Here is a 22,128-nt window from a genome sequence, read left to right on the forward strand (position 1 = left end):
CGTTATTCAGCTTCCGGAAAAATCAGCCAATCAGGCTACTTGAAGCTGAATCGGAACGTGAAAAACCTGAATCAGATTCAGAACCTGAACAAACGGATTCAAGCCACTGGAATGACTCCAGCTTTTAGAACTTCAAGCTTGCTCCGATGTCTTCAGGCCCAGAAGGAAGCCTTCCACCGCACCGGCAAAGACATCATTGCGGTCACCTGCAACCATATGTCCAGCTCCTTGAATATCCGTAAACAAGGCGTGTGGAACGAGCTCCTGAAATTCGCGCGCATGGCTTTCCGAGACCAGCTCCGAATTCCGGCCCCGGACCAAAAGCACGGGCACCTTCAGATGGGATGCGGCAGCCACCATCCGCTCTTCCACCATTGCGGCCTTGGCACCACCTGGCGAGCGCTCTGCCAGGATGAACTTCGGATCCCAGTGCCAGCGGTAGCGGCCATCATCTCCGAGGCGAAGGTTCTTCGACAGACCCGACAGATCGGAAGGGCGCTTGCGGTTGGGCAGATAGGCCGCAATCGCTTCCGCGGCCTCTTCAACAGTAGCAAAGCCCGCTTCAATCCGGTCACTCATGAAGCCGATCACCTTGCCGACTCCACCGTGATCCATCCGGGGAGTCACATCAACCAGTACAAGGGCGGCGAGACAACCACTCTCCAGTTCGCCTTCCGCCAGCATGGAGGCAAGCCCCCCAAGAGACGCCCCAACCACCACAGGCCGGGCACCGGTCTCAGCCAGGATCTGTCCACTCACAGCAATCAGATCACTGGCGAAATCCTCAAAACCATAATGGCCGGAGGCAACCCAGTCGCTTTCCCCGTGACCACGCTGATCGAGGCAATAGACAACATGTCCAAGCGCGGCGATACGCTCGGCAGCTCCCGCCCAGGAATGGCGTGTCTGCCCGCCACCGTGAAGCAGAAGGACCGGCTGCCCGCTGCCGCCATACCGGTCGGCAACCAGACGGTTCCCTTCCCTTCCCTCAAAGATGACAGGCATAGCCATCAGTCCATCTCCCCATTGAGGAAGGCAAGAACGCCCTGTTTGTAGACCTTGTCCCCGACGGCCACCATGTGGTCACGGTTCGGAATGTCCAGCACATGAGCGTTCTGCATCAGGTCAGCGAGCTTTTGCGCGGAGCCGGCAATGTCGTCCTTGGTTCCGACGGCAATCAGGGCCGGGCGGCTGATCCGGCCCACATCTGCTTCCGAGATTTTCTGGCGGGACGAGCGGATACAGGCAGCCAGCGCCCTGCGGTCCGACTTGGTCTGCTCGGCAAAGGCGCGGAAGGCCCGGCCGGTCCGGTCGGTGACATCCTGGATCTTGTCCGCTTCCAGCCCCAGGGCAATCGGCTCAGGATCGCCAACGCCAGTGATCATGCCGATGCCGAGACCACCAAAGATCACCCGCTTCACCCGGTCGGGGTGGTTGAGTGTCAGAAACGCAGAAATACGCGCGCCCATGGAATAGCCCATGACGTCTGCCGTCCCGATACCCAGATGATCGAGCAGCCGGCGCGCGTCTTCCGCCATCACGGGCGCGCCATAGGATTCGGGATCATAGAACTTCGTGCTCTCGCCGTGGCCGCGGTTGTCGAGTGCAATCACCCGGCGGCCATCTTTCACCAGCAGGTCGACCCAGCCTGGATAGACCCAGTTGATTGAGCTATTTGACGCAAATCCGTGAATGAGGAGGATCGGATCGCCTTCTCCCTCATCCAGATAGGAGATCTCGATTCCATCCTTTTGAAACTTCGGCATTTTGACCTTACTTTGACGTAAACGGTAAATATACTCCTCCCAGCTTATGGCGAATACCGGCAAGGGAAAAGCCCTTCTGAGGCCTCATTCGTCTCCTAAACGGGACAGGGATGGGGAAGGAAACATCCTTCCCTCTACCCAAGCCGAATTCAAATGAGTATGTTCCGGCCAACGAAACCCTTTGACGTATTGGATTGAACCGATGGCGGATCACTTCATCCCGCACTTCCAAAACACCAGCGGCCATGACTCGATCGCAATCGGTGCGCATGAATTCATGTGCATCGGCGCAAAGCCCCCCTTCGATCATCCGCATATCTTCCTGGACATGGGCAACGAACATGAGATCGTCTGCCCCTATTGCTCGACGCTCTACAAGTTCGATGCAACTCTGAAGGCAGAAGAAGCCTCTCCGGCTGATTGCGCCTGGGCGCCGGAAGCCGCCTGATCCTTCCTAATTCATTACAGAAGTGGATGACTGACCCATGGGTCCGTCCGAGATGTCGAAAGATCCTGCCCGGATTACCGGGCCGGTTCTGGTTGCCGGCGCCGGTATCGGCGGGCTGACGGCAGCTCTGGCATTAGCAAGAGCTGGCCACAAGGTAATCGTTGCAGAGCGCAGCCCTGAACTTGCCGAAGTTGGCGCCGGGTTGCAGCTTTCTCCCAATGCCTGCCATGTTCTGGAACAGATCGGCGCGCTGGATGCCATTCACGGCGCAGGCTTCGAGCCGGAGACTGTCCGCATCCGCTCTGCCCGCTCCGGCGAGGACATCACCCGCCTGCCGCTCGGCAACAGCCTGCGCAAACGCTTCGGTGCCCCCTATCTGGTTGTCCACCGGGCGGATCTGCAAAAAGCTCTGTTCGACACGGCCAGCAAGAATCCGGAAATCGAGTTCCGGTTCGGCCACAAGGTTGCCGGTCTCGAAGATGAGCCGGATGCTCCCGTCCGTGTCCGGTTTGAAACGGCCTCCGGCAGCACCAGCATCGATGCCTTTGCAGTGATCGGCGCAGATGGTGTCTGGTCTGCACTCCGCGGCATGATCCCCGGACACAGTGAAGCCAAGTTCACCGGACGCACCGCCTACCGGGCAACCGTGTCCTCCTCAAGAGTTCCAGACGATCTCATGACCGACACCGGCCTTTGGCTGGGGCATGATGCCCATCTGGTCCATTATCCGGTCCATGGCAGCCGGAACTTCAACATCGTTGCTCTGATCGAGGAGAGCTGGACGGAGAAAACCTGGTCGGGAACCGTGGACCGGGCAAGCTTTCTCCAGCACTTCAGCCACTGGGCTCCGGAGGTCAAGGCCCTCCTGTCCGTGCCCGACACCTGGCTGAAATGGGCCCTGTGCGGTGTGGACGGTTCCAGACCCTGGACCCATGGCCGCCTTGCCCTCCTCGGGGATGCTGCCCATGGCATGCTGCCCTTTGCAGCTCAAGGCGCGGGCATGGCGATTGAGGATGCGGCCGTGCTTGCCGATTGCCTGAAGCCCGACACAGACAGCCCCGTTGCAGCCCTCAAGACCTATGAGGCCAGACGCAAGGAACGGGTCGTCAAGGTCCAGAAGACGGCCGTCAGCAACGGCAAGATCTATCATCTCTCCGGGCCGATGGCCTTTGCCCGCGACACCGTCATGCGGCTTGCCCCGCCCGCCCGGCTTAGTGCGCGTATGGACTGGATCTACGGCTGGAAAGCACCAGCTTAGGCCTCTGTCTTTTGCAAAAAAGCGCTGCAATTCTTGAGTGCGGACGCAGCTTACGCTAAAGCCATCCTCCAATCAGCTCCCGGGAGATCAGGCATGGCGGAAGACAACGCACAAAACGAGGTTACCGCAGGTTTCCTGGTCATCGGCGACGAGATCCTGTCCGGACGCACCAAAGACAAGAACATCGGCTTTCTGGCCGATTATCTGACCGCCATTGGTATCGACCTTTGCGAAGTCCGCATCGTGCCGGACATCCGCGAGAAGATCGTGGAGGCAGTGAACGAGCTGCGCGCCCGCTATACCTATGTCTTCACCTCCGGGGGCATTGGCCCTACCCATGACGACATCACCGCAGACAGCATGGCGGCGGCCTTTGGTGTGTCCATCGACGTGGATCCCCGTGCCCGCGCTATTCTGGAAGCCCACTACCCTCCCGGACAGCTCACCGCTGCCCGGCTGCGGATGGCCCGTATTCCCGAGGGCGCGGATCTGATTGAAAACCCCGTATCCAAGGCCCCCGGCTTCCGGATCGGCAATGTGCATGTGATGGCAGGTGTCCCTTCCATCATGCAGGCCATGATGGACTCCATCGCGCCAACCCTGAAAACCGGCGCAAAAATGCTGTCGAACACGGTGGATGCGGCCTTACCGGAAAGCCGGCTGGCAGAACGCCTGGCCGAAATTCAGCAAGAATTTCCCGAAACCCTGATCGGATCCTATCCGCGCACCACGGACGGACGTTTCACCACGCAGGTGGTGATCCGCTGCCGGAATGAAGACAGCCTGGAACGGGCCACCAAGAAAGTAGAAGAGGCCGTGCGCCAAGCGCTGGCCTGACCTTCCCATTTCCGCCGTTTGGCGACTTTGATACAGGATTGAAACAATGGAAAATCCAGCACAAGACAAAGCCTTCCCAGTCTCCTGGGACATGCTGCACCGCGACGCCCGCGCCCTTGCATGGCGCCTGTCCGGACAGGGAGAATGGAAGGCCATCGTCGCCATCACCCGTGGCGGGCTGGTTCCGGCGGCCATTATTGCCCGTGAACTTGGCATCCGAACCATTGAGACGGTTTGCATCGCCTCGTATCACGACTATGAAAACCAGGGTGAGCTTCAGGTCATCAAGCCGGTGGACCCGAAGGTGGTTGATCTGGAAGAAGGCCAGGGCAGCGGCGTGCTCGTGATCGACGATCTGGTCGACACCGGCAAGACCGCCCGTGTTGTCCGGGAAATGCTGCCGAAGGCTCATTTCGCTACGGTCTACGCCAAGCCGATGGGCTGCCCGCTGGTCGACACCTTCATCACCGAAGTGTCCCAGGACACCTGGATCTATTTCCCTTGGGATATGGGCCTGCAGTTCCAGCCGCCGCTGGCAAAGGATAGCCGCGGCTGAGGCTCAAAGCACGGCGAGCAAAGGCAAATCGCCTTCTGGCTTCATTCAAGCCCGCCAGCTCCCTGGCGGGCTTGTTGCTTTTCGGCATCACATGGGTGTGAGAAGACACGGTGGCGCAGCCTCTGCCACGATCTGGGCTCATTTTGAATGATACGCAGAGAAACACGAAGGAACTTCTTTCTCCCTGTTACGTTAAAGACCTGGATCTTTCCTCCCGATCCGACCCAGCAAAAAGCACCAAGGCCCCATTGATGTCCGTATCCGTTCCGCCCGTCACCCGCCGCGCTTTCCTTGTCTCGGCGTCTGCTTCCCTGCTTGCCGGCTGCATGGGCACCGGCCGGCCACTTCCTGTGGAGGCTCCGGCTTCGGTCGGGCGGCGCATCGATCCGGAGTATCTCTACATGTACCGCGCCATGCCGGAAGAGCAGTTCCCTCTGCCGGCCGTCGACCTGAGCAAGATCAACCCGGTCTATTACAGGCAAGTCGTCGATTATATTTCTGACGAGCCGACCGGCACGATCATCGTCGACACGCCCAACCGCTTTCTTTACCTGACGATGGAAGGCGGCAAGGCCATGCGCTATGGCGTCGGCATCGGCCGTGACGGCTTCACTTGGGGCGGCACGGCCCGTATCGCCTACAAGAAGGAATGGCCGGTCTGGACCCCGCCGTCCGAAATGATTGACCGTCAGCCGGAACTTGAGCCTTACCGCAACAAGGGCATGGGCCCGAGCCTTGAAAACCCGCTTGGCGCGCGCGCGCTCTACATCTTTGAAGGTAACCGCGACACGCTATACCGCCTGCACGGCACGAATGAATTCTGGTCCATCGGCAAGGCCGTTTCGTCCGGCTGCGTCCGCCTGCTCAATCAGGATGTGATCGACCTTTACAACCGCGTCCCCAATGGAACGCGTGTGGTCGTTCGTCAGGCCTGAGCCGGGTTCCCATTTCTGCAAACAAAGAAGGCGGCGTGCCATCCACGCCGCCTTCTTTGTTTTTCAAGCACTTGCCCATGGCAGTCTTTCTCAGACCTCCAGGCGGACAGGCAGAACCGCCTCAATGCCTTCCAGCGTGACGCTGCAGCCGATGGCGTAAGCCTCGACACCCGCTTCCCGGGCGGCTGCATAGGCCTTGGCATAGGCAGGATCAATATCGCCAGCGAGCGACAGGCGGGCACAATCCGGACGCTGCACAAGGAAGACCATTGCTGCCCGGTGCCCCTCGGCCACCATATCAGCCATCTCGGCCAGGTGCTTGGCACCGCGCGCCGTCACAGAGTCTGGAAACTCGGCAAGACCCGGCTCACGCATCAGATGGACATTCTTGACCTCAACATAGGTCAGTCCGCCATCTGACGCCTCGAGAAGAATGTCGATCCGTGAGTTCTTGCCGTATTTCACTTCCCGCCTGAGCTTCGCATAGCCGCTGAGTCCGGCAATGCGGCCCGCCTCCAGCGCCTCTTCCACCAGCTTGTTCGGATGAGCCGTGTTGATGCCGACCAGCGCGCCGTCCGCCTCCATGACTTCCCAGGAGTATTTGAGCTTCCGGGCCGGATTATCTGACTGGGACAACCAGACCCGCGAGCCCGGCTGCTTTAGACCGAGCATCGAGCCTGGGTTGGCGCAATGAGCCGTGACTTCGCTGCCATCCTCATCGAGGATCACATCTGCGAGAAAGCGCTTGTACCGCTTGACGAGGCGGCCGCTGACGAGGGGAGCTGAGAACTTCATAGGCTGTGATTAGCGCGAGAACAAAAAGGAAACAAGGCCTTTTTGCTCCCTCCGCTTTGAGGTGCTTACCGTGACCAGAAATCCGGGTCCAGCAGCACAAGCACGGTGAACAATTCAAGACGCCCGATCAGCATGGCGAAGGACAACAGCCATTTCGCACCGTCCGGCAGGCCGGAAAAATTACCGGCCGGCCCGATCATGGTCCCGAGCCCCGGACCGACGTTGCCGATGGAGGTCGCTGCCGCGGACATGGCCGTGATCAGATCAAGACCGAAGAAGGAAAGCGCAAGCGTCACTACCCCTACGGAGCCGAGATAGACCACCAGAAAGGCCAGAACGGAGAAGGAAAGCTCGGTTGTCAGGCGTGTCCCGCCATATTGCTCGGACATCACCCGGTTCGGCCGCACCATCCGGCGCAGATGCGCCCGCACGGTGCCGAAGAAGACCAGAAACCGGAACATCTTGATGCCCCCGGTGGTCGACCCGGTACAGCCCCCGACGAACTTCAAAAGCAGCGCAATGCCAATCACCGGCGCGCCCCACTGGGTGTAGTCGCCCAGCGCATAGCCGGTGCCCGTGACGATGGACACGACGTTGAAGGTCGCATTCAACAGCGCAACGTGGAACGGCATGTCCATCTCGACCCCGAGATAGACCGTGAGCACAAGCGATACGACACCGAGAAACCCGAGAAGCGCCCTCACCTGCGGATCGCGCCAGAGGACGAGGGGCTGCCCGCGCAGAGCCTGAACGATCAGCACGAACGGCAGCGCCCCAATGATCATGAACAGGACGGCAACCCATCCGGAAGCCGCGCTGGTGAAATATCCGAATGACTGATCATGCGTGGAAAAGCCACCGGTCGAAATGGTGGTCAACCCATGATTGAAGGCGTCGAACATGTTGAGGCCGGTGGCCAGATAGGCAACGATACAGGTCACCGTGAGAAGGACATAGGTCAAGCCGAGCAGGCGGATCAGCTCGACCGATCTGCTGACAATCTTCTCCGACCGGTCAGAGTTTTCAGCCTGGAACAGCTGCATGCCGCCGATGCGCAGGAAGGGCAGCAGAACGATCGCCATGACGATGATGCCGACACCGCCCATCCACTGCATGATGGAGCGCCAGACCAGCAAACCGGGCGGCAGGCCGTCGAGCCCGGACAGCACAGTTGATCCGGTGGTGGTGAAGCCGGACACGGCCTCGAACACCGCGTCCGCATAACCGATACCAAGCCACAGGAAGGGCAATGCACCAAAGGCCGGCAGTGTCGCCCAAGCCAGCGTCGTCAGCACGAAGGTCTGCCGGGTATCGAGGCCTATGTTCAACGATCCACCGACCGCCGTCGACAGAAGCATCCCGACAAGCCCTGTGAGCAGAGCTGAAAAGACGAAAGCCTGCCAGTCGGCATTCTTGGCTGCGACATCGACAATAGCGGGAATCAGCATGGCCGTGGCCAGACCGACATAAAGGAAACCCAGGACGTTGAGGACAGGGCGCAATGACAGCAAACTGTTGGGTTCCCGCACCATGATGGGTATCAGGTCCCAAGGCTAGGCGGTTTTCTCCCGCACCGTCCCCGGGCCACTCCCGAACGTCCTACCCGGTTTGGCCGTCTTTGCCAATGGGGCCCTATTGGACAGGCATCTCAAGAAATACCAGAGAAATGCCGTTACGTGGTGAGTGAAACAAATCTGGTGCAGTCCACAGCACAGGTTCTCTGGAACCGCAATCGAAGGAGTTTCAAGCCCACACGTAAAGCGGCATCTTAAACACAAACGACCCGACTGCGATTTGATCACCGGCTCATTAAACCGGCCTTGTCACTGCATTTGCGCTAAAACGTTGGGTAATCAGGCAAAGGGACTTGCAATCCCAACATAGCGAATTATGCAGATATCATAATTATGCGGGCGTGATGAAACTGGTAGACATACCGGACTTAAAATCCGGAGGCCCTAGGCCGTGCGGGTTCGATTCCCGCCGCCCGCACCAAATTCATCTTCTATCCTATTCACAAGGAGAGGTTGATGACTAAGCATTTTCCAGGACATGGGACCTGCATCTACTGCGGCACGTCCGGGGTTACCCTCACCAAAGAGCATATTGTGCCCGAATTTATTGGTGGCCAAACAATTTTGGACGATGCAAGCTGCCTAAAGTGCAATGAAGTTACAAATAAATTTGAAACAGACGTCGCAAGAAAAATGTGGGGCGACGCTCGAACTGCCTATAGAGCCCCAAGCAAAAAGAAAAGCTATAGGCATAAAAAAAATTTAGATCTCAGAACATTCTACCCCAACGCCCCAAGCAAAAAAATCCCATACGAAGAGCTTCCTGCTATATTCGTTTTTTACAAGCCAACGCCATCTGGTTTGCTATCAGGTCTTCCAGAGACTTTTAACATCATGAACCAATGGAAACTTATTGCGATCAGCGATAATACGCGCTCCTCGAAATTTAAAGAGAAGTACGGATATGATGCCCCAGCCCGCTTCATATCAACGCCCGATAGTTTTCTGAAAATGATTGCAAAAATTGGGTATGGTCAGGTGCTGACAAGCCTCGCACCCAGTGAGTTCGAGCCTATTTGCCTCCCCTACATTCTAGGCCAAAAAGAGAATCCGTCATTTATCGTTGGCGGTGATCCAGAAATACATCCTCCGGAAAAAGACAATGGCTATCGGCTTAGTCATATGGCCTTTGGCACCCGAGACCAATTGTTGTTAGTCGCCGAGGTTCGTCTATTAGCGAATGAACACACGCCGACTTATCATGTCGTAGTTGGCTATGTTCATGGGGTGGATGCGGTACAAAACATTCGCAACAAATGGGGCTCGGAAAGCTTGGCGACCTTTGCAAGAGCGCCTGACGGCTCTCTCCTACCAAAAGCAGTTCCAACCCAACCCACGCCGACGAGCCAAGCACATTGGCAGCCGCAGATATGGCCTCTGCCGTACCTCACAGGTCGTGCGAAAGAAGCTGTTTGTCACAAACCGAACTATGTTGTGCAACTGACGCAAGGGACTTAAAAAGGATCTTTAATCGCCCATTGTCTTTTCAATAGCTTAGCATGAAAGTTGAGCATGTGCGCGTTTCTTCGGTGCACATCTTCGCAAAGCGATTTCTGCATTGTTTTGCTTAAGTAGCTGATTTAAATGGGAATAAAAATTCTTCCTGCAGCGCAAATGCTACTCGGGCGCGTCTACCAATTTCGCCACGCCCGCTTGCGCTTTTGGGTAGCCTCTGGATTGCGGTTCTGCAAGCGCTTTGCATGCGATTGCGCACGGCTTTTATCCAAGGCCTAGCAATCGCGGCCTCAAGAGGATATTTGAAACCCCTATTAGGAACGCTTGGCCCCTTCAGGCGCTGGCAGCACGCAGTCGCAGACCACTGCAGACACGAGCGGGTGCCAGCTGCTATTTCCCGGCAATTTGCCAGGTCTGGCCAGGACACACAGACAAAGAGCATCGAAGCAGCCCATGGTCACTTACATTGACGCCGCAGACGCACCGCTGAAGAACACCGGTCAGATCCGCCTGTATTCCAAGGAGGATTTTGCCGGCATGCACAAGGCTTGCCAGCTGACCGCCGGCTGCCTGGACGAGCTCGCCGCCATCGTCAAACCCGGCGTCACGACCCAGGAAATCGATGACTTTGTCTATGCGTACGGCCTTGAGCGGGGCGGCATCCCGGCGACCCTGAACTACCGTGGCTACACCAAGTCCTGCTGCACCTCGATCAATCATGTCGTCTGCCATGGCATTCCCAACGACAAGCCCCTGCGCGAAGGCGACATCGTCAACATCGACGTCACCTATATTCTCGATGGCTGGCACGGTGACTCAAGCCGCATGTACCCGGTCGGAGAGATTCCGCGGAAAGCGGAACGTCTGATGGAAGTAACCTACGAATCCCTGATGATCGGCATCGAAGCGGCCAAACCCGGCAACACAACGGGTGACATCGGCGCCGCGATCCAGACCTTTGTCGAAGGCAACCGGTTTTCAGTCGTGCGCGATTTTTGCGGCCACGGCGTCGGCAAGCTGTTCCACGACACACCGAACATTCTGCACTATGGCCGTCCTGGCGAAGGCATCGAACTGCGCCCGGGCATGATCTTCACCATCGAGCCGATGGTGAACACCGGCCGTCCGCATGTGAAGGTGCTCTCGGACGGCTGGACCGCGGTCACCCGTGACCGCTCGCTGTCTGCCCAGTACGAGCATTCGATTGGCATTACCGAAGACGGGTGCGAAATCTTCACGCTTTCCCCTGCCGGACTGCACACGCCTGGACTGACCATCGGCTGACCCTCTTCCGCTATGGTTGAGGCTCTGGAAAATTCAACCAAAGCGGATAGAATGCCCTGCATGTAGGTTTTGACGTGCAGCGCCGGGAGGCTGAAAGCCTATGGAAGACACGCGGGGCGGTTTCAGCGAGAAACCCGCAGATCCGGACACCAAGGGGCACCGGGAAAGGCTGCGGGACCGCTTTTCCAAGCATGGCCCCGGCGGTTTCGCCGATTATGAACTCCTGGAACTTTTGCTGTTTAATGCCCTGAACCGCCGGGATACAAAGCCGATCGCCAAAGCGCTGATAAAGCGCTTCGGGACATTTGCGGGCGTCCTGGCCGCGCCCCCTGCCCGCTTAAAAGAAATCGACGGTGTTGGCCCGAGAGTGGTTGAGCTTCTGAAAGTCACGCACGCAAGCGCTGTGCGCTTCACCCGCACAGAGGTGCCGGACCGGGAAACCCTGTCCTCCTGGTCCAAGGTCATCGACTACGTCCACACGGCCATGGCCTTTTCCGAGGTCGAACAGTTCCGCATCCTCTTTCTGGACAAACAGAACGGTCTCATCGCCGACGAGGTTCAGCAGACCGGCACAGTCGATCACACGCCTGTCTACCCGAGAGAAGTCATCCGCCGGGCGCTCGAATTGTCCGCAACAGCCTTGATCCTGGTTCATAATCATCCGAGCGGAGACCCCACCCCGTCGCGGGCGGATATCCAGATGACCCGGCAAATAGTTGAAATTGCAAAACCACTTGGTGTCGAGATCCACGATCACATTATAGTCGGAAAACAGGGTCAAACGAGTTTCCGGGGTCTTCAGCTTCTGTGACACAGGCGGAACTGTCTGAATACCGTATCGCCAAAACAGCGGAAACTTATATCATTACAGCCAATTAACCTTGAAAATCCGGCATTCATTAACGGCTTTCGAGAATACTCCGTTCAAAGAGCGGGGTCATCTTGATGAAATTCAACGCCGAAAACTCTGGCGGTAAGATCGCAAACGTCATCATCGTTCCTATGATCGGTGTCGTTGTGTTTGCCGTTGCCTGCGTCTTCGCCCTCATGATCTGGTCCTCCCGGGTATCCGATGAAAGTGCCGCCAACAGCCAGCGCAAACTGTTGACCGGAGCCATTCAATTAAAGCTCGACCAAATGGCCCGTCAGCAAGCAAGTTCAGCGGTCTGGGATCTTGCGTTCTTCAAGACGGCATCATCTGTGGTGGACACGGAGTGGCTGCGGCAGAATATCGGCGAGTGGCTCAACAAGAGCTATGGCTTTGAGCGGTCTCTTATTCTCAATCGGGATAGAGAGCAGAGCCTCGCCTATTCCGCCGAATTGAGCAGTAACTGGGTCACGCCAAGCGTTTTGAGCCAGCTTCGGTCTGCAATTTCCAAGACCCGTGCCCGGTATATTTCCTCTTTCGTGAGAACCCCTTCTGGCCTCTATCAATACGCTCCCAGTAAAACCGGCCGCGAGCAAGGGGAGACTCCTGCAGAAACGGGCCTTTTGCGGATCGGTAACGGGGTCTACTTTTTCACTGCCTCAGCCATCACCCAGGAACTGCACAGCATAACAGCCGTGCGGACCCCTCCGGCAGTTCTGATCTCTTTTGACCGGCTGGACCCGAAGGAACTGTCCCATCTTGCCGCGATGTCAGACCTTTCTGGACTGCAGCTGAGCCAAACCGATGACAACACTCTGGCAATGGCAACCATTGCGCTGAAGGCGCCCAACAGTGAGTTCCTCAGCTATCTCAAATGGGAGGCGAACCGCCCGGGCACAGAAATGCTGGGCCGTGTAACTCCAGTCCTTCTGCTGCTAGCCCTCGCCATTCTCGCGCTCACTGTCGGCGTCATCGACTTCACCCGCCAGTCAACGCGCAAACTTGCGGAGAGCCGCTCGCAAGCCGTCTACAGTTCAAGGCATGATGCGCTTTCAGGCCTGCCGAACCGGGAGCAATTCAGCCAGCTTCTCAGCAACGCGCTGAAGTCCAGTCCAACAGAGAGCAGCAATCTCGCCGTAGTCTATATCGACATGGACCGCTTCAAGGACATCAACGATACCCTCGGTCACGCGGCAGGCGATGAAGCAATCCGGTCTGTTGCAAGACGCCTGCAATCCGTTGTGCCGTCAAGCGGAGCCATAGCCCGCATCAGTGGCGATGAGTTCGCAATGCTTCTGCAGGACTGCCCGAACCAGGAATGGATTGAGCATATCCTGACGCGTATTCAGGACCAGCTCGTCCGCCCGGTCCGTCTTGAATCAACCGAACACTTTGTCAGCCTGTCTATGGGCGCATCGATTGCTCCCCGCGATGGAGTCGATCCAGGAGAGCTTCTGCGCAAGGCGGATATCGCCCTTTATGATGCAAAGGCAAATGGACGGGGCCGGTGGTCCTTCTTCGACAGTTCCATGCAGGAACAGGTCCTGGCAAAGGACAAACTGTCCCGCGAACTGCGAAAGGCAATTGACAGGGATGAACTGAGCCTTGCCTATCAGCCGCAAACGGACTCAAGCGGTAAAACGATTGTCGCGGTGGAAGCCCTTGCCCGCTGGAACCATCCGGAACTTGGCCCAATCTCTCCGGTCACGTTTATCCCGCTGGCAGAAGAGACCGGCCTGATCAACGATCTGGGTCTGTGGGTGCTCAATCAGGCCTGCTACAATGCTTATCGCTGGCCGGACCTTGTCGTGTCCGTCAATGTGTCTCCAACCCAGTTCAAGCACCCCCGCTTCGTCGAAACGATTCTGGAAACGCTCGATCATCACAAACTGCCGCCGAGCCGCCTTGAGATCGAGGTGACAGAATCGGTCTTTGCAGGGCAGGACAAGCCGATCCTGAACGCTTTGAAACGGTTGAAGGATCTGGGCGTAAAGGTCGCGCTCGACGATTTCGGCTCGGGTTATTCCAGCCTCTCCTTCCTGCGCAAGTTCCCGTTCGACACACTAAAGGTCGACCGCAACTTCCTCTCTGCAATGGATGACGACGAAGGCGCCAAGGCGATTCTTGCCACCATCATCAATCTTGGCCAGGCTTTGGGCATGACCGTGGTGGCAGAAGGTGTCGAAACGGCCGAACAGATTGCCTTCCTGACAAGCCTGGGCTGTCACCGCATGCAAGGCTTCTACATCGCCCGTCCGCTTGATGCCTGCAAGCTGGAGGAATTCCTCGCGGATGTGAGCTACTCGGCAGGCATGCCTGATCCCGCCACCAGTCAACGCTCCTCTCGCCCGGTGCTGAAAGTCGCCAAGGCTTGAGGTTGCCGGATCAGAAGCGCTGGAGGGCCACGTCAAGCCGGCGGGCCAGCGAAAGATAGCTGGAAAACGGAGCCTGAGCAGCTAACAAGCCTGCGGCTCCGCTACGGACCAAGGCCAGGCCAGCCGTCCCGAAGCGGATACGGATCATGTCATCAAGCCACCCGGCCTGTTGAGCCGCACGCTTTGCGGCCAGTTTACCGGAGTGCCTCAAATAGGCCTGATGCCGGGCAACCTCGGTCATGAGCGCTTCAATTCCCTGGCCGGTTCTGGCCGAGATCTCGCAGACCGGAACCTTCCATCCGCTGGTGTTACCTTGCCCGAGCGACAGGGCGCCGGCTGCATCGGAAGCCGCCCGGCGGGCCATCGCCCCGGTGTCCGCCTTGGTTACAGCGGCAATATCGGGCAGCTCCATGATGCCTGCCTTCATGAACTGAAGACTGTCCCCTGACCCCGGCTGAATACACAGAACCAGCGTGTCACAGGCCTGTACCAGATCTCCCTCTGACTGGCCGATCCCCACGGATTCCACAATCACCAGATCGGTAACGGCTCTGAGCAGAGCGATTGCAGCAATCGCCTGGTCCGACAAACCGCCGAGCCGGTCGCGGGCCGCCATGGACCGAACAAAAATGCCCTGGTCGTCCGGGTCGGTTGTCAGCCTTGTGCGGTCCCCCAGAAGCGCCCCATGGGTCAGCCTGGAGGACGGATCAATGGCCAGAACAGAAACGGTCTTTCCGGATGATCGTGCCTGCCTGATCAGGGCATCCGTCAGGGTGGACTTGCCGACCCCCGGAGGGCCTGTGAGACCGAGCACGTGTCCCTTGTCTTCCGCACAGGCCTTGTCCAGGAAAGCGGCAATCTCCGGATCTGCAGCCGCAACCTCAAGACGGGTAAGCATGCGCGACAGGACGAGTTTACCGCCCCGCCGGATCGCTTCAAGGTCAGGAGCGGGGCCTACCATAGCTCCGTTCCCGACGGGTATCCGGCGCCTGTCTCCTCAGCGCCATTCATAGCTCAGGCCCGTGCCTTTAAGGCGGCCTGAGCTGCCGCGAGACGGGCGATCGGCACACGGAAGGGCGAGCAGGACACGTAGTCGAGCCCCACTGTCTCGCAGAAGTGGATCGAAGCAGGATCCCCGCCATGTTCCCCGCAAATGCCGAGCTTGATATCAGGGCGTGTCGACCGGCCCCGCTCCGCACCGATCTTGACCAGTTCACCGACACCATCCTGATCAAGCGAAACGAACGGGTCCTGCTCGATCAGTCCCTTGGCCTGATAGGTGCCGAGGAAGGAGGAAGCGTCATCGCGGGAGATGCCAAAGGTCGTCTGTGTCAGGTCATTCGTGCCGAAGGAAAAGAACTCCGCAGACTTTGCAATTTCGGCTGCCTGGAGCGCTGCCCGCGGCAATTCCACCATGGTGCCGATCTGATAGGTCAGATCCGCCCCCCTTTCCGCCTTGACGGCTTGGGCGGTGCGCTCAATCACCTCGCGGACCAGATCCAGCTCGCCCTTCAGGCCAACCAGCGGCACCATGATTTCCGGAACCACAGGTGCACCAGTCCGCTTGCCTGCTTCAACAGCAGCCTCGAAGATCGCCCGTGCCTGCATTTCCGCAATCTCCGGGTAAGAGACCAGCAAACGGCAGCCGCGGTGGCCGAGCATCGGGTTGAACTCGCTGAGCGTCATGGACCGTTCGCGAAGCTTCTCCGCTGATACGCCCATCGCAGCAGCAACTTCTGCGACTTCCTCATCGGAATGCGGCAGGAACTCATGCAGGGGCGGATCCAGCAGACGGATCGTCACGGGAAGGCCCCTCATGATCTCGAAAAGATCCGTGAAGTCCTGTCTCTGCATGGGCAGAAGCTTCGCCAGAGCTGCGCGGCGGCCTGCCTCCGTGTCGGCCAGGATCATTTCCCGCACGGACACAATACGCTCACCGTCGAAGAACATATGCTCCGTCCGGCAAAGGCCAATACCTTCTGCGCCAAAGTCACGGGCAGCCTTTGCGTCCGCCGGTGTCTCGGCGTTGGTGCGGACCTTCATGCGGCGGACCTTGTCGGCCCACCCCATTAAGGTTCCGAAATCGCCGGACAGCGCTGGCTGAAGCATGGCCACCTCACCAGCGAGAACCTGGCCGCTGGCCCCGTCAATGGTGATGATGTCACCTTTCTGGAATGTTCTGCCACCTGCCGTCAGCGTCGCGTTGCGATAGTCGATCCGGACCATGCCCGCACCGGAGACACAGGGCTTGCCCATGCCGCGGGCCACGACAGCAGCATGGGAGGTCATCCCTCCCCGGCTTGTCAGGATCCCCTCGGCAGCGTGCATGCCGTGAATGTCCTCGGGGCTGGTCTCGATACGGACCAGAATGACCTTCCGTCCGGCAGCCTTCGCTTCTTCAGCATCGTCCGAGTTGAAGACAATGGCGCCGCAGGCAGCTCCCGGAGAAGCCGGCAGACCGCTCGCGATCACATCCCTTTGGGCCTTCGGATCGATGGTCGGGTGCAGAAGCTGGTCAAGGGCCGCGGGCTCAACCCGCATAACCGCTTCTTCTTGCGTGAGCAGGCCTTCTGCCGCCATGTCCACGGCGATCTTGAGCGCAGCCTTGGCCGTCCGCTTGCCGGCGCGGGTCTGCAGCATCCAGAGCTTGCCCTGCTCGATGGTGAACTCAAGATCCTGCATATCCCGGTAATGGGATTCAAGCTTGTCGCAGATGGTCTGGAATTCCGCAAAGCACTCGGGCATCAGGTTTTCCAGCGACGGACGGGTGGAACCGGCTTCCAGCCGGGCCTTCTCGGTAATGTCCTGCGGGGTGCGGATACCAGCCACCACGTCTTCGCCTTGCGCGTTCACCAGGAACTCGCCGTAAAGCGTCTTCTCGCCGGTCGAGGGATTGCGGGTGAAGGCAACGCCGGTGGCCGAGGTCTCACCCATATTGCCGAACACCATGGACTGCACGTTGACGGCAGTGCCCCAGGTGGCGGGAATGTCGTGAAGACGGCGGTAGGTCTGAGCCCGGGCGGTCATCCAGGAGCCAAACACGGCCCCGATGGCGCCCCAGAGCTGTTCTTGAGGATCCTGCGGAAAGGGTTTGCCCAGCTCCCGCTCGACCAGTTCCTTGAACTTCTCGATCAAACCAACCCAGCTCTCAGCCGTAATTTCCGTGTCGAGAGCCAGCTCGTTCTGGTCCTTGTGATCCTCAATCAGTTCCTCGAACTCGCTGTGGTCAACACCAAGCACCACATCCGAGTACATCTGAATGAACCGGCGGTAGCTGTCATAGGCAAAACGCATGTCGCCAGCGCTTTCACCGATCGCCCTCACCGTTTTGTCGTTCAGCCCGAGGTTCAGCACCGTATCCATCATCCCGGGCATGGACACCCTGGCTCCGGAGCGGACTGAAAGCAGGAGAGGATGAGTCTCATCTCCGAAAATCCGGCCTGTGGCACTGCCGATATCAGCAAGCGCAGCCTTCACCTGGGCCGCCAGGTCCTCCGGATAAGACTGGCCATGCTCATAATACCAGGTGCAAACTTCGGTGGTGATCGTGAAGCCTGGCGGCACGGGAAGTCCAAGATTGCTCATCTCGGCCAGATTCGCACCCTTACCTCCCAACAGGTTCTTCAGGTTAGCAGCACCATCCGCGCTCCCATTCCCGAACGTGTAAACCCATTTGGTCATGGTCATCTCCATCCCGGCATGTTCACTACCTGCCGTCTCCCTCGGCATTATTGCACCGCACATTCCTGCTATGCGGCCCACACCGATACAAGTAGTTTTTTGGTCTAAACCGGTTCAAACGCGGAGATGATCTTCCGCATCCGGAAGAACCGCCCGTTCGCCAGACCATGAATTTGGCCCGCAGCACCAGAGCCTTGGAGAATCAGGGCAGCTTTCAACTGACTGAAAACGAAGCAGCCTTTGCCGCGCCGCGGCTTTCCGCCTCCTTTTTTCCTTCGGCCCGGCTGTCTCTTGTCCCTGAGGCCAAGCCATTCCCGTTGCCAGGCCGGATCGACCGGTCCGAACTTGAGATGTTTCCCCCGAATTCCTTGCCGCTAAGCCTTAAAGAGGCCATTGTCGGCGCAGAAAAAGGATAAGGTCGAATAATGACGACCGACGCATGTGAGGTGACATGAACGAGTTAACCAGCGCTTTCCTGAAGTCCGTATCCGGCAGCGCCCTTACGGGCAGAACTTTGCGCCGGGCCGCACTGAGCGCGGTGACAGCCCTTTCGCTGCTGCAACCGGCCTTAGCCGAGACCAAGGCAGACGACAAGGTAACCCATGGCACCCCGGATGATCTGCCCATCACCCTTTCCGGCAGCTATCTGGCCGGGCTTCTCGCGGGCGGAGAACTCGATTTCGCCTCAGCGGCAGCCTTCTTCCAGGAGACCCTCTCGGTCGATCCCGATAACAACCAGCTGCTTGAGCGCGCCTTCGTGCTGCGCCTTGCAAATGGTGATGTAAGCGAAGCCGTTTCCCTCGCCGAGGAGATGGACCGGGCCGGTGCAGGAAACTTCCTTTCAAAACTCACCCGCGGCGGTGACGACATCCGCGCCGGCAAATATGAGCGTGCACTGACGATCATGCCGCGGTCTCAGGCGGGCCCAGTTGCGGAAATTCTCACCGGCATTGCCCGCGCCTGGGCCTTGCAGGGGGCAGGACGAACAGACGAAGCCCTGAAGACCCTGAATGATCTCCAGGGCCCCGATTGGTTCAAGGTGTTCAAGTCGACCCATGCCAGCCTCATTCTCTACGCTTCGGGTGACATCCCGGGCGCGCTTGCGGAAATCGAAAAAGCCTATGAGGAAGACCGTGGCGCGGTCCGTGTGGTCGATGCCTATGCCCGCCTTCTGATGCAGTCTGGCAAGAAGGCCGAAGCTCTGAAGGTCATCGATGAATATGACAAGCTGCTCAATGGTCACCCATTTCTGACGGCGACCCGCGAGAAGATCGAGAAAGGCGAAAAACTGCCGCCTCTGGTAACCAGCCCAGCGGCAGGGTTCGCCGAAATCCTCTATGGCCTGGGGTCCGCTATTGGCCGGGACGGCGCGGAAGAGCTTTCCACCGCCATGCTGCAGCTCTCGCTTCATCTCGATCCAAAGGCAGAGTTTGCTGCAGTCGCTCTCGGCAGCATGTTCGAACGCATGAAGCAGCCTGACCGGGCAATCGAGGCGCTCAAGAAGGTGCCTGACGACTCTCCCCTGAAGCGGGAAGCGGAAATTCAGATCGGTCTGAACTACAACACCATGGAAATGGTGGACGAAGCTCAGAAGCATCTGCAAAAGCTGATCGACGCGGACCCGAACGAGCAGGAAGCCGTCATTTCGCTCGGCAACGTCCTGCGCACGCACAAGCGGTTTGAGGAAGCCGAGAAGATCTATTCCGAAGGCATCAACCGCGTAACCGACTTCACCCAGGACCAATGGCTGCTGTTCTATTTCCGGGGCATCTGCCGGGAACGGCTGAAGGAATGGGACGGGGCTGAAGCAGATCTGCGCCGCGCTCTGGAACTCTATCCTGATCAGCCTCTGGTGCTGAATTATCTCGGCTATTCTCTCGTCGACCGCGGCCTGAAGCTGGACGAAGCCCTCGGCATGATCAAGAAGGCCGTCGATCTGCGCCCCACCGATGGCTATATCGTCGACAGCCTTGGCTGGGTTTATTACCGGCTTGACCGCTTCGATGAAGCCGTGACCGAACTGGAAAGGGCGATCGAGCTTCGCCCGGCGGATCCGGTGATCAACGACCATCTTGGCGATGCCTACTGGAAGGTCGGGCGCCGCCTTGAAGCGCGGTTCCAATGGAACCATGCCCGCGACCTGGGGCCTGAGCCGGAAGAGCTGCCGAAGATCCTCGACAAGATCCAGAACGGCATGCCGGAAACCCCGGCGACCGGCGAAGCCAAGGCAGAGCCGAATAAAAACGGCGGTTAACTGCGGACACGCATGGCAATGCAGCAGGACACAGACGGGGATGCGAGCGAGTTTGCCCGCGCCAAAGTCAACCTTGCCCTTCACATCACCGGCCGCCGCGAGGATGGCTACCACCTTCTGGACTCGCTCGTGGTGTTTCCAGAGATTGGTGACCGTCTGCGCCTCCTTCCGGGGGCCCCGCCTCTTTCTCTGACCCTTGGCGGATTTTTCGGTCCTCAGCTTTCCCAGGCAAGACCAGACAACCTGGTGCTCCGCGCCATTGAAGCTCTGGCAGGCGCATGCTGTCAGCCACCCTTGCGGGCAGGACTTCTTCTCGAAAAGAACCTGCCTGTAGCCTCCGGCATTGGGGGAGGATCAGCTGACGCCGCCGCCGCGCTGCGTCTCGCTGCAAGGATGACCGGGGTAGACCTTCCGCAAGCTGAGTGGTTGGCGCTGGCGCTTTCGCTGGGTGCAGACGTCCCGGTTTGTCTTGAACAGAAGGCGGTCCGCATGTCGGGCATCGGGGAGAAGCTGCATCCGGCTCCTCCGCTGCCCCCGGCCGGCATTGTTCTCGTCAATCCCCTCAAGGAAGTCTCAACACCGGCCATCTTCCGGGCTCTGACCCAGCGCGACAATCCTCCCCTGCCAGCACTGCCTTCCAGCTTCGGCAGCTGCGGAGAGCTTGCCGAATGGCTGAAATCCTGCCGCAATGACATGCAGGAGGCAGCTGAAGCACTCTGCCCGGAGATTACTGAAGTACTTGCTGCACTCGGTGAGGCAAAGGGCAGTCTTCTCGCCCGTATGTCCGGCTCTGGGGCGACCTGTTTTGCGCTCTGCGCTCCTCAGGACGCGGCCTCTATCGCCGCCGGAATAGAGAAAAGCCACCCTGAGTGGTGGGTGGCTTCTTCCGGTAAGATTCGTTAGGCCCTGAAACGGGGCTCTGATCAGCTGACGCGGGAAATACAGAAGGCAACTGCTTCTGCAAGCGCGTCATTGTGCGGACCGGAGGGAAGCTTCTCCAGAGCCTTCAGGGCATTCGCGCCATAATCTCGGGCGCGCTGCACGGTGTCGGCAATGGCGTCCACCTTGCGCAGCCGCTCGATGGCTGCGTCCAGATCGCCGTCCTCGATAGCGCCTTCTTCCAGGCAGCGCTTCCAGAAGACGCGGTCTGCGTCCGAACCGCGCGCCACGGCAAGGACGATCGGCAAGGTGATCTTGCCTTCGCGGAAGTCGTCACCGATCTGTTTGCCAAGGTCAGCGCTGGACCCGCCGTAGTCGAGCGCATCGTCCACCAGCTGGAAAGCTAGCCCCAACTCGCGGCCATAGGCGCGGGCCGCAGCCTTCACCTCCGCGCCCTGATCCGCGATCACCGGACCGACTTCGGCCGCAGACGCAAAGAGCGCAGCGGTCTTGGCATCGATAACGCGCAGATAATCCTCTTCCGAGGTCAGGATGTTCTTGGCAGCGCCCAGCTGCAGAACCTCACCTTCGGCGATGATCGCAGAGGCTTCCGACAGGATGCGAAGGGCTTCAAGGGAGCCGACATCGACCATCATCTTGAAGGCCTGACCAAGAAGATAGTCACCGACCAGAACGCTGGCCTGGTTGCCCCAGAGCTTGCGGGCGGCCAGCTTGCCGCGGCGCATGTCGCTTTCATCGACCACATCGTCATGCAGCAGCGTTGCCGTATGCATGAACTCGACGCTGGCGGCCAGAACCACGTGTCCCGTTCCCTGATAGCCGAACATTTCCGCACAGGCGAGCGTCAGCATCGGCCGCAGCCGCTTGCCGCCTGAGGAGATCAGATGCTTCGCGATCTCGGGGATCAGCTCCACATTCGACCCGGCCTTGGAGAGAATGATCTGATTGACCTCTTCCATGCCCCCGGTCACCAGTTCGACCAGTGACTGGATGGATGGCTGAATTTGCTTGTTGTCCGAAACGGATGCGACCAAGGCCACCAAGGAGACTCCTGCATTTTTTGTTGAGCGGACAATATGGCGCAAGCTAAGCTTGGGCAAGGCCGCAATCCGTGGACAAACCGTTGAATGGGCACTAACAAG

General features: G+C 58.8%; 18 protein-coding genes and 1 tRNA gene. 12 read left to right on the plus strand and 7 right to left on the minus strand.

The window, feature by feature from the left end:
• Positions 1 to 132: 132 nt before the first annotated feature.
• Positions 133 to 1,011, minus strand: coding sequence for an alpha/beta fold hydrolase (locus IG616_RS01960; RefSeq protein WP_192145866.1), 879 nt, complete (start codon positions 1,009 to 1,011; stop codon positions 133 to 135).
• Positions 1,011 to 1,766 carry an alpha/beta fold hydrolase gene (locus IG616_RS01965; RefSeq protein WP_192145868.1) on the minus strand — a complete coding sequence of 252 codons (756 nt, stop codon included), beginning with the start codon at positions 1,764 to 1,766 and terminating at the stop codon, positions 1,011 to 1,013. Before IG616_RS01965 ends, IG616_RS01960 begins: the two co-directional genes overlap by 1 nt.
• Positions 1,767 to 1,968: 202 nt before the next feature.
• Between IG616_RS01965 and IG616_RS01970 the strand changes: the two genes are divergently transcribed.
• The 5 genes from IG616_RS01970 to IG616_RS01990 all read left to right on the plus strand — a co-directional run bounded on the left by IG616_RS01970 (position 1,969) and on the right by IG616_RS01990 (position 5,800).
• A complete protein-coding gene (locus IG616_RS01970) occupies positions 1,969 to 2,214 on the plus strand; it encodes a zinc-finger domain-containing protein (RefSeq protein ID WP_192145870.1) in 246 nt (81 codons plus the stop codon).
• A gap of 37 nt (positions 2,215 to 2,251) precedes the next feature.
• Entirely contained in the window at positions 2,252 to 3,472 is a 1,221-nt protein-coding gene (locus IG616_RS01975; RefSeq protein WP_209007226.1) for an FAD-dependent monooxygenase, read from the plus strand.
• A 93-nt stretch (positions 3,473 to 3,565) separates the two neighbouring features.
• Positions 3,566 to 4,309, plus strand: coding sequence for a competence/damage-inducible protein A (locus tag IG616_RS01980; protein WP_192145872.1), 744 nt, complete (start codon positions 3,566 to 3,568; stop codon positions 4,307 to 4,309).
• A gap of 46 nt (positions 4,310 to 4,355) precedes the next feature.
• Entirely contained in the window at positions 4,356 to 4,865 is a 510-nt protein-coding gene (gpt, locus tag IG616_RS01985; protein WP_192145874.1) for a xanthine phosphoribosyltransferase, read from the plus strand.
• A 251-nt stretch (positions 4,866 to 5,116) separates the two neighbouring features.
• A complete protein-coding gene (locus tag IG616_RS01990) occupies positions 5,117 to 5,800 on the plus strand; it encodes a L,D-transpeptidase (protein ID WP_192145876.1) in 684 nt (227 codons plus the stop codon).
• A gap of 90 nt (positions 5,801 to 5,890) precedes the next feature.
• Here IG616_RS01990 and sfsA read toward each other — a convergent pair whose 3' ends face one another.
• Both sfsA and IG616_RS02000 read right to left on the minus strand, forming a co-directional pair.
• Positions 5,891 to 6,595, minus strand: a complete 705-nt coding sequence (sfsA, locus tag IG616_RS01995) for a DNA/RNA nuclease SfsA (RefSeq protein WP_192145878.1) — start codon at positions 6,593 to 6,595, stop codon at positions 5,891 to 5,893.
• A gap of 65 nt (positions 6,596 to 6,660) precedes the next feature.
• Positions 6,661 to 8,127 (minus strand): TrkH family potassium uptake protein, encoded by a 1,467-nt coding sequence (locus tag IG616_RS02000; protein ID WP_192145880.1) that lies wholly within the window; start codon positions 8,125 to 8,127, stop codon positions 6,661 to 6,663.
• A 377-nt stretch (positions 8,128 to 8,504) separates the two neighbouring features.
• Between IG616_RS02000 and IG616_RS02005 the strand changes: the two genes are divergently transcribed.
• The 5 genes from IG616_RS02005 to IG616_RS02025 all read left to right on the plus strand — a co-directional run bounded on the left by IG616_RS02005 (position 8,505) and on the right by IG616_RS02025 (position 14,151).
• Positions 8,505 to 8,590 (plus strand) — tRNA-Leu (locus IG616_RS02005).
• A 35-nt stretch (positions 8,591 to 8,625) separates the two neighbouring features.
• Positions 8,626 to 9,627, plus strand: coding sequence for an HNH endonuclease (locus IG616_RS02010; protein ID WP_192145883.1), 1,002 nt, complete (start codon positions 8,626 to 8,628; stop codon positions 9,625 to 9,627).
• 450 nt (positions 9,628 to 10,077) lie between these two features.
• Positions 10,078 to 10,908 (plus strand): type I methionyl aminopeptidase, encoded by an 831-nt coding sequence (map, locus tag IG616_RS02015; RefSeq protein WP_192145885.1) that lies wholly within the window; start codon positions 10,078 to 10,080, stop codon positions 10,906 to 10,908.
• Between the two features lie 100 nt (positions 10,909 to 11,008).
• Positions 11,009 to 11,719 carry a RadC family protein gene (gene radC / locus IG616_RS02020; RefSeq protein ID WP_192145887.1) on the plus strand — a complete coding sequence of 237 codons (711 nt, stop codon included), beginning with the start codon at positions 11,009 to 11,011 and terminating at the stop codon, positions 11,717 to 11,719.
• Between the two features lie 134 nt (positions 11,720 to 11,853).
• Positions 11,854 to 14,151: a bifunctional diguanylate cyclase/phosphodiesterase gene (locus IG616_RS02025; RefSeq protein ID WP_192145890.1), complete on the plus strand. Its 2,298-nt coding sequence runs from the start codon at positions 11,854 to 11,856 to the stop codon at positions 14,149 to 14,151.
• A gap of 10 nt (positions 14,152 to 14,161) precedes the next feature.
• On the opposite strand, the gene IG616_RS02030 is transcribed toward IG616_RS02025, so the two are convergent.
• Together IG616_RS02030 and ppdK are read right to left on the minus strand one after the other, a co-directional pair.
• Positions 14,162 to 15,112 carry an ArgK/MeaB family GTPase gene (locus IG616_RS02030; protein ID WP_192145893.1) on the minus strand — a complete coding sequence of 317 codons (951 nt, stop codon included), beginning with the start codon at positions 15,110 to 15,112 and terminating at the stop codon, positions 14,162 to 14,164.
• Between the two features lie 53 nt (positions 15,113 to 15,165).
• Positions 15,166 to 17,832: a pyruvate, phosphate dikinase gene (ppdK, locus tag IG616_RS02035; RefSeq protein ID WP_192145895.1), complete on the minus strand. Its 2,667-nt coding sequence runs from the start codon at positions 17,830 to 17,832 to the stop codon at positions 15,166 to 15,168.
• A 451-nt stretch (positions 17,833 to 18,283) separates the two neighbouring features.
• Here ppdK and IG616_RS02040 point away from each other — a divergent pair, with 451 nt between their 5' ends.
• Positions 18,284 to 20,086, plus strand: coding sequence for a tetratricopeptide repeat protein (locus IG616_RS02040; RefSeq protein ID WP_192145897.1), 1,803 nt, complete (start codon positions 18,284 to 18,286; stop codon positions 20,084 to 20,086).
• 18 nt (positions 20,087 to 20,104) lie between these two features.
• On the plus strand, positions 20,105 to 20,989 hold the full coding sequence (locus IG616_RS02045; protein WP_192145899.1) for a 4-(cytidine 5'-diphospho)-2-C-methyl-D-erythritol kinase: 885 nt from the start codon (positions 20,105 to 20,107) through the stop codon (positions 20,987 to 20,989).
• Positions 20,990 to 21,009: 20 nt separating this feature from the next.
• On the opposite strand, the gene IG616_RS02050 is transcribed toward IG616_RS02045, so the two are convergent.
• Positions 21,010 to 22,026, minus strand: a complete 1,017-nt coding sequence (locus IG616_RS02050; protein ID WP_343072329.1) for a polyprenyl synthetase family protein — start codon at positions 22,024 to 22,026, stop codon at positions 21,010 to 21,012.
• Positions 22,027 to 22,128 lie beyond the last annotated feature (102 nt).

The organism is Roseibium litorale (assembly GCF_014842915.1).
GTDB classification, from domain to species: domain Bacteria; phylum Pseudomonadota; class Alphaproteobacteria; order Rhizobiales; family Stappiaceae; genus Roseibium; species Roseibium litorale.